The 8,523-nt window shown below is 45.4% G+C and carries 8 protein-coding genes; all 8 read left to right on the forward strand.

What is annotated here, in order from left to right; all coding sequences use genetic code 11:
• The first annotated feature begins 8 nt into the window (after window positions 1–8).
• Window positions 9–554, forward strand: a complete 546-nt coding sequence (locus UXZ23_RS06060; protein ID WP_320819730.1) for a DUF2878 domain-containing protein — start codon at window positions 9–11, stop codon at window positions 552–554.
• 5 nt (window positions 555–559) lie between these two features.
• Window positions 560–1,258, forward strand: coding sequence for a hypothetical protein (locus tag UXZ23_RS06065; protein ID WP_320819731.1), 699 nt, complete (start codon window positions 560–562; stop codon window positions 1,256–1,258).
• Window positions 1,259–1,291: 33 nt separating this feature from the next.
• Window positions 1,292–3,331, forward strand: coding sequence for a TonB-dependent receptor plug domain-containing protein (locus UXZ23_RS06070; RefSeq protein ID WP_320819732.1), 2,040 nt, complete (start codon window positions 1,292–1,294; stop codon window positions 3,329–3,331).
• A 194-nt stretch (window positions 3,332–3,525) separates the two neighbouring features.
• Entirely contained in the window at window positions 3,526–4,491 is a 966-nt protein-coding gene (locus UXZ23_RS06075; RefSeq protein WP_320819733.1) for a LysR family transcriptional regulator, read from the forward strand.
• A gap of 38 nt (window positions 4,492–4,529) precedes the next feature.
• Complete coding sequence (locus tag UXZ23_RS06080) at window positions 4,530–5,354, forward strand: methyltransferase (protein WP_320819734.1); 825 nt, start codon at window positions 4,530–4,532, stop codon at window positions 5,352–5,354.
• 217 nt (window positions 5,355–5,571) lie between these two features.
• Window positions 5,572–6,213 carry a translesion DNA synthesis-associated protein ImuA gene (gene imuA / locus UXZ23_RS06085; protein WP_320819735.1) on the forward strand — a complete coding sequence of 214 codons (642 nt, stop codon included), beginning with the start codon at window positions 5,572–5,574 and terminating at the stop codon, window positions 6,211–6,213.
• Window positions 6,197–7,666 carry a DNA polymerase Y family protein gene (locus tag UXZ23_RS06090; RefSeq protein ID WP_320819736.1) on the forward strand — a complete coding sequence of 490 codons (1,470 nt, stop codon included), beginning with the start codon at window positions 6,197–6,199 and terminating at the stop codon, window positions 7,664–7,666. The genes imuA and UXZ23_RS06090 overlap by 17 nt, the downstream gene beginning before the upstream one ends.
• Window positions 7,667–7,674: 8 nt before the next feature.
• A partial coding sequence (locus UXZ23_RS06095) for a PHP domain-containing protein (protein ID WP_320819737.1) occupies window positions 7,675–8,523 on the forward strand: 849 nt, incomplete at its 3' end.

The following is an 8,523-nucleotide window of genomic DNA, read 5'->3' on the forward strand; positions in this document are numbered from 1 at the left end:
GTTTTGTAATGAAGGTTAGCCAACGCGTCGATGTTATTACCAACCTAGTAGGCTTCCAAGCTTGCTGGGTTGCCTGTGTTGCTTATGGGCAACCTTGGGCTGCCATCATCGTGGCCGGATTGTTAATATGGCACGGGTTTATCGCCAGTAAAAACGAATGGCCATTAATAGTGCTATTTTCATTGCTTGGTATTGGCTTAGATAATCTTAGTTATTTACTAGGCTTTATTTCATTTCCGAACCATGACGGTTTATTCATTCCAACATGGCTTATGTTGCTTTGGTTAGCCTTTGCGACAACCTTACGGCATTCACTTGCCACTCTGATGCGTTACCCTCGCGTTATCGTGCCATTAGCTCTTGTCGCAGCGCCTTGGAGTTACTTCATGGGACATCATCTTGGGTCTATCGACATCACTGGCAATGGCTATCTAGTGATTGCATTTGGCTGGGCGATCTTACTGGGGATTTTTTCTTGGTGTTTTTTCAAGCCGCGAATGACGTCAAATGCTATCGATACTGATTCCAGCTCCGTTAAGCAATCAAGGTCGTAATTATTATGCGTATTTTAAGCTTTATAGTGGCTACTTCTCTAACCTTCATGGCTAATGCCGAAATCCGTACTATTAACTATGAAGGCGAAGCCTATTCTCTCGATAATAAAGCACTATTCTACCGCGAAGTTCACACCCTCATTCTCGACAATGATATGCCGATTTCTCGCGAGGTGGATTATATTAATCCCAACGGTAAGGTTATCGTTCATAAAACCAGTACCTATAAAGGTACACCCACGACACCAGACTTTGAGTTAACAGATTTCCGTGATGGTTATCAAGAAAGTGCTGAAGCCGACAATAAAAAGCGAATTTTAAGTGTCAAAGAGAATACTGACACCCCGATTAGCATTAAGCGCTTAGGTAAACCGGAATACACGACGGTAGTCGATGCTGGTTTCGATGAATTCGTCCGCGAGCAGTGGCAGGGACTACTGGCAGGCAAGACGGCAACCTTTTCGTTCGCAGCTCCCGCACGCTTGGAATATGTCGATTTTCGGTTAATTCCGATTCGCCAAGATGACAGTACCCTAACGGTTGAGATGCGCTTGAAGTCGCGCTGGGTCTCATGGTTGCTTGATCCTATCGAACTAGAGTATGACTTAACAAGCCAACGTTTACTGCGCTATAAAGGTTTAACAAACCTGCGTGATGATCAAGGTAATGGTATAAAGGCAGAAATCTTTTATCGTTACCCTTAAATTGTGCATCACAGTGTTCTATAGAGTTTAAACATGAATAGTCGCCTAAATTCCCCCTATATTTTATTGTCTTTGATGATGTGTTCCACCCTCGTCTACGCTGATGACTTAGTACTTGATAACGTGGAAGTCAGCGCTGAAGCTGAGACTCCATTAAATGCGGTGAGCACAAAACAATTATTGAAAGTCCCCGGTGCTGGGAATGATCCGTTACGCGCAATCGAGAGTTTACCCGGTGTGATATTTAGTAAAGGTGGCGAAGCTAAGCCTGCAATTCGCGGTTCATCACCAGATGATAATGCATATTACATAGACCTAACGCCGGTCGGCTACTTATTTCACACCGATGGTTCCAGTATTTTAAATGATAATGTTATCGAATCATTTACTTTCATTCCCAGTGCGTTTGGAGCTGAATACAATAATGCAACGGGAGGTGTGATCGATACCCGTACACGTTCACCTTATTACGATCAAAGCCAAGCCATAATTGATATGAGCTTACTGCGGGCTGGCTTTTTAGTCGAAACGCCGATATCAGACGATCAAGCGTTTTATTTCACTGCACGACAAAGTTTATTTCAGTTTTATATCGAGAATATTATTGATAGTGATGAATTTGAGTTCACTACCCTGCCTGAGTTTTATGATTATCAAGGCAAGTACGAAGTACGACTAAATGCCACCGACACCCTCTCATTGCAAGTGATCGGTGCACGCGACAAAGCAGCGGTATTATTTACTGACGACTCGGCAGTGGTTAGTCAAGATCCCGGTAAATCCGGTGGCTTTGGCTTCGAACAGTATTTTAATAGCCAAGGATTACAGTGGGATGCTTTTTATAGTAATGGTTTAACACAAAGCATCAATCTTTCGCAGTTAGAGCAGAAATTTCAATTTTTTGTTGGCAGCGGTAATTACATCAATGCAAAAGTTAACGACTATCGCCTACGCAGCCGCTTTAGTTATGCACTGAATTACCGCCACGAATTACAGTGGGGGTTGGAATTTAGCGAACGTCATTTAGCGGCAATGGGACGCTTTGAAGGGCCACCTTGTGATGAATTTAAAAGCGACTGCCGCTTTGTTGAAGGCACCGAAATCATCGAAGCTACCGATCATTCCGTGATTTATGAAACCAATGCATTTCTCAGTGATAATTGGGACGTAAATGAAAACTGGACCCTCATGCCAGGGGTTTTACTGTCATACAATGATTACACCGAAAATGCGTATGTGGAGCCAAAGCTTAATAGCCGCTGGATGTTTCAACCCGATTGGTGGCTTACTCAGGGCTATGGACGTTATCACAGCCTACCCGAGAATTTTGGGCAGTACGCCAAAGAGTTCGGCAATCCTGAATTAAACGAACCCAAAGCTACACATTATGTCACTGGGCTAGAGCATCAACTAACACCTACCTTGTTATGGAAAATTGAAGCTTACTATAAAACGTTTGCTGGTATTCCGATCGCACGGCCAAGTAAAAGTCCGCTCTACGACACTCTTAGTGATGAGCAATATAATGCGTTACCGCGTTATACCAACGATGCAGAGGGCGATGCTTGGGGACTTGAATTCTTTGTGAATAAACAATTAAGCCAACGCTGGTATGGCTGGGCTTCTGTTGCTTGGTCACGCACCCGACGCGAAAACACACTGACCAATGAAGAATTCCGCTACGCCTATGACCAACCAGTGATCGTCAATCTGGTGGCTAACTATCAATGGAACGACGACTGGCAGCTCGGCTTAAAATGGCGAGTTCAAAGTGGTCAACTTGTCACTCCAATCGACGATGTGGTCGTAGATAGCAACAATCCAGACCTATATAACCCTGTCTATGGCGCACCATACTCCGAGCGCCTACCGGTCTATCATCGTCTCGACGCGCGCGCTGACCGTACCTACCGCTTTACTCGTTGGGAAATGGATCTTTATATCGAGGTATTGAACCTCTATGCACAGCGCAATGTCATTGATTACAACTACGACAATGCCGATTATAGCGAGCGCAATGATGTACTGGATCTGCCCTTTATACCGTCATTTGGTATTCGAGCACGGCTTTAAAGTGACAGCTTCTTGATGATAGGTTTAACTTTAGTACTACCAATAAATGATTCAATATGAACATTTACAACATTATTGTTCCAAAAAGACTTTAAATTTTCTATTCTGACTCCATACTAAAGAATCCGACATTGTTCGGTAAAGGTAATCCAGTGACTCATGCTGGAGCCTGAGTCACTAATGAGAGTACATCTATGCTAATTGGCAAACGTGAAGAATTCGACCTCAATGAAATGGCTATTTTCGTGCATGTTGTAGAAGCAGGAAGCTTTACAGGTGCAGCCAAGAACTTAGGCTTGCCTAAGTCAACGGTCAGTCGAAAAATCACGCAATTAGAAGAGCGATTAGGTGTACGTCTCATTCAGCGCACCACCCGTAGTTTACGCCTCACCGATACCGGTAGCGCATACTACAATCACTGTGCGCGGATCTTAGGCGAGATCGAAGAAGCTAACATTGCCGTAACACAAATGCAGAGCACTCCGACCGGTACTTTGCGCATCACTGCTCCAGTACTATTTGGTTCAACCGTGTTGTCAGGATTAATTGCTGACTTTATGGATGATCATCCACAAGTACAAATTGACTTAGTACTCACTGATCAACGTTTAGATTTAGTGCAAGACGGCATCGACGTCGCTTTCCGCGTTGGCCAATTAGAAGATTCATCATTAATCGGCCGCCACCTCGGCGATGCTCGTGCCATCTTGTGTGCAAGCCCTGAGTATGTGAAAAAGCATGGTGCTCCGAAACACCCAAGCGAACTACAAACGCACACCTTAATGACCGCATCCCAGTGGTCACAATGGCAGCTGCAAGGCCCGAATGATCAAGTTCACAACCTACAACTTAAGCCACGCTTACAAGTTAACGACTTTGCCAGCTTGTACACCTTAGCTTTAGCGGGTGCAGGTATTGCACCACTACCGATGCTGATTGCTGCATCGGCTATTAGAGCAAATAATTTAGTGCCCATTTTGAGCGATTGGCCATTCGAGGCGAGTCCTATTCACGCTTTATATCCAAGTAACCGACATCTATCGGCTAAAGTACGTAGTTTTGTCGATTTTGTGATTGAATCTGTACGCCCAAATCCACCTTGGGAAGTCGATATGGACGAAACAACAGAAACAACAACAAAAATTGCCCAAAGCCATTAAATTAAAGATGATCCGATTACGATAAGGAGCATATGGACATGCGCATAGCGTTGACCATGTTTGTATTATTGCCGCTCTCTCTATTACTCGAGAGTTGTGATGCCAATAATGCTATGGCAGATACTTATAAAACGACCCCTGGAGCGCCGTCACATTCGGCTCGTACCAGCGTCGAACATCAACGTGATCGATATCGCCACCCTGCCCAGACCCTACAGTTTTTTGATGTGCAGCCGGATCATACCGTGATTGAAATCTGGCCTGGCAGTGGTTGGTACAGTGCTATTTTGGCGCCTTATTTACGAAATAAAGGTCAATTTATTGCTGCTCATTGGCCACATGACAGTAAGGTAGAATTTTTCCGTAAAACTCGAGAACAATACGATCAGCGTTTTACTAAGCATCGTGATGTTTATGGCAGCATTGATATCGTTGAACTAGAGCCTCCAACTTATATGGATCTTGGAGAAGCAGGACAAGCGGATCGAGTACTTACCTTCCGTAATGTTCACAACTGGATGCGCACAGGACAAGAGCAAGCCGTATTTGATGCCGCCAATGTAGCCTTAAAGCGTGGTGGTATATTGGGGGTGGTTGAACATAGAGCACCACAGAACTTCACCCGCGAACAAATGATTGAAAGTGGTTACGTTAGCGAAGCCTACGTTACCGAACTCGCGATTAACGCCGGGTTTGAGCCTTTCAAACATTCAGAAATTAACGCTAACCCTAACGATACACACCTATATCCAGCAGGCGTTTGGACTTTACCTCCGACGTTGCGCCTCGGTGACCAAGATCGTGAAAAATACCTCGCCATTGGCGAAAGCGATCGCATGACGCTGTCGTTTCGCAAGCCTTAACACTCTCCTCTTTTTGCTTCGCTAATGATCACACGCAGGCTCTTAAGCTTGCGTCGTTTGGTTGCTGTCGATATTCATACTCATCATGGCTCTGCTGTTAGCGCCGTGGTGTCCACCGCATCTTTACACTCTTCTGATTGAATACTGTTTTTATATACAGTACTGTATTTATTAACAGTTAGACTACTCACGATGTAAAGTCGCCCAGAGGTGAAGTATGGCATCACTCGAACAGGTTCTTCAGCAAGGCCAAGTCTGGCAAGCTCAGCAACACCTACATCCGCAACATCAGACGATTAGTAGTGGCTATGCCGCCCTAGATGAACGCTTGCCGAATGGCGGCTGGCAGCCCGGACAAGTATGCGAAATCTACCATCAAGGCGGCGGTGTCGGGGAACTCAGCATTGTGATTCCAGCACTGGCTAAGCTAAGCCAGCAAGCACGCTGGTTACTTTGGGTTGCTCCGCCGGCCATTCCTTATGCCCCCGCGCTCGAACTCGCAGGTGTGCGCAGTGAACGTATTTTGATGGTACATCCACGTTCATACAAAGAAGCTGTATGGTGCATGGAAGAAGGCCTAAAAAGTGGTCACTGCAGTGCGGTACTTGGCTGGCTGCAGGAGTGGGATAAACAACATATCCGTCGTTTACAAATTGCTGCCGCCGATCATCACAGCCATTGCTGGTTATGGCCACAAACAGGATTGGATACTTCAGGCTCGCCGGCAGCATTGCGCTTAGAAGTCGCGCGCCAGCAAGCCGATACATTGCAAGTTACCTTTCACAAACGTCGTGGTTCTTGGCCCTGCGAACCATTTAATCTGCATTTATCCGATCATGGCTATGCGCTCGCAGGCTAATCCACAAAAAGCGCAGGGCTGGTTGTATCTATATTTCCCCAGCTTTTATCGTCATAGCTTGCTCAGCCTTGCCAGTGAGCCTTTAGCCATATTGCATGGCCAAGGGCATCACATCATTGATCATAATACCAGTGCTCAAAAAGCAGGAATTACTCTGGATATGCCGTTAGCCAGCGCCTTATATTGCTGTCCTAATTTAATAACCCACACCCTCGATTCATCACGGTTACAGCATTTATTACAACAGCGAGCATTATGGGCCTATCAGTTTTCTGCTCAGGTGAGTCCTGATACCCAATATGCAGAACAAGGCAATGCTGGTTTATGGCTTGAGGCAGGAAGCATGTTGCGTTTATTTGGCGGACTAGAAGCTTTTTGGCAGCACATCGAACATGCGTGTAGGCAACAGGAATGGCCGGTGCAGCTGGCCGCTGGATTAACACCACTGGCAGCACGTTTATTAGCACGAGCCAATAAAGGATTTCCTAGTTTAGAGCACATAGCGATCAACAATGCCTTACAGACATTACCTTTGCGGCAACTGGATTTTAATGCGGCTGACACGCTAGCCTTACAGCGTTTAGGTATTAACACATTAGGCGAACTCATGCGCTTGCCACTAGCCGAGTTAGGACGTCGAATAAATCCCCATTTAATTCATACACTGCAACAACTTTCGGGCAGTAAAAAGCATTCTCTCATGCAATTTAAGCCTCCATTAAACTTTCATGAAAATGCATTATTCATGTACGAAGTGGAACACCGTAACGGCTTACTGTTTCCACTTTCACGCCTACTCGAAAGCCTTAGTGGTTTTTTACACCATCGCCAGCTGAGTACACGTTGGCTGAAGCTACGTTTACAGCATGCAGAACCACCAGATACCTATTGGCAATTTGAATTAGTTCGTCCTGAATACCGCCATAGCGAATTGCTCAATGTTTGTCGTTATCAATTAGAACGTAAAAACTTGCGTGCACCGGTACGTGAATTGCATTTAAGCGTCACCCGCTTTCTTGATCGTGAAGCAGAGCAAGGCGGTTGCTTACAAGATGCCGATACGCAAGCCACGGTGTATCAAGTACGTGATGATGCCGCATTACTTAATCGCTTACAGGCACGTTTAGATGAAGAACAAGTGCAATGCTTAACGGCAACGGCGGATCCACGTCCAGAGAAAGCATGGCAGACATATTCATTACGACAAGCACAACATAAAACAACCAATTTAATACAGGCACGACAGGCAAAACGGCCTTTGTGGTTATTACCGAAACCGCATCCATGCCCTCCACCTGAGCAAATTCTGCACGGCCCTGAGCGCATCGCCAGCGGTTGGTGGGACGACCACGCAATACGCCGCGATTACTATCAGGTTTTGTGCTGCCAACAACTGATTTGGGTATTCAGGGATGACCAGGGGCAATGGTTTGTGCATGGCTATTTTGGCTAACAGATACCATGAAACAGACTCTAAAATCATTTCGCTATGCTGAGCTACATTGCGTCAGTAATTTCAGTTTTTTACGCGGCGCTTCTCACCCTGAGGAGTTAGTACAGCGCGCTAGCGCGTTGAACTATGAGGCTCTAGCCATTACCGACGAATGCTCTGTAGCTGGTGTAGTATGTGCACACCGCGAAATTAAAGAGCAAAAATTAAAGATCAAACTGATTGTGGGCAGTGAGTTTAATTACCAGCAAGAGTGCTATGTTTTACTGGCTCCTCATAGCCAAGGCTATGCCGAGTTATGCCAGTTTATTACCCGCTGTCGTCGTGCCGCAGTCAAGGGTTCTTATGATTTCAAACCAGAGTGGCTACTAGAGTTAAAACACTGCCTCTTATTATGGCGCGGCCCATCATTAGACGAAGAATCGCTACTCATACAGCACTTTAATGGGCGTTTATGGCTACTCGCCGAACGACTTTTAGATGAACATGATGACGTGAACTTTGACCATATTTTACACTTAGCAAAAGTCTATGATCTACCCGTTACCTGTGCCAATCACGTCCATATGCACAGTACAGAACGCCATGCCTTGCAGGATTGCCTAACAGCCATACGTCATAATGCTGCAATTAGCGATATTGCTCAGCATTTATTTTCTAACGCTGAACGACATTTACGCTCGCCTAAAAAGCTGCAGCATTTATATTCAGATCAACTGATAGAAAATACACTAAAAATTGCCCAACGCTGCCAATTCTCCTTGGATGAAATCGCTTATCAGTATCCTGAAGATGGCGTACCTAAAGGAAAAAATGCCAGCGACCATTTACGCGAACTCGTCGAAAAAGGGCAAAAAATA

It is taken from the genome of Thalassolituus sp. (genome assembly GCF_034111725.1).
In the GTDB taxonomy this organism is placed as follows: domain Bacteria; phylum Pseudomonadota; class Gammaproteobacteria; order Pseudomonadales; family Oceanobacteraceae; genus Thalassolituus.

Coding starts and splice junctions, on each gene's coding strand:
- UXZ23_RS06060 (WP_320819730.1), top strand. CDS start 9: ATGAAGGTTAGCCAACGCGTCGATGTTATTACCAACCTAGTAGGCTTC.
- UXZ23_RS06065 (WP_320819731.1), top strand. CDS start 560: ATGCGTATTTTAAGCTTTATAGTGGCTACTTCTCTAACCTTCATGGCT.
- UXZ23_RS06070 (WP_320819732.1), top strand. CDS start 1,292: ATGAATAGTCGCCTAAATTCCCCCTATATTTTATTGTCTTTGATGATG.
- UXZ23_RS06075 (WP_320819733.1), top strand. CDS start 3,526: ATGCTAATTGGCAAACGTGAAGAATTCGACCTCAATGAAATGGCTATT.
- UXZ23_RS06080 (WP_320819734.1), top strand. CDS start 4,530: ATGCGCATAGCGTTGACCATGTTTGTATTATTGCCGCTCTCTCTATTA.
- imuA (WP_320819735.1), top strand. CDS start 5,572: ATGGCATCACTCGAACAGGTTCTTCAGCAAGGCCAAGTCTGGCAAGCT.
- UXZ23_RS06090 (WP_320819736.1), top strand. CDS start 6,197: ATGCGCTCGCAGGCTAATCCACAAAAAGCGCAGGGCTGGTTGTATCTA.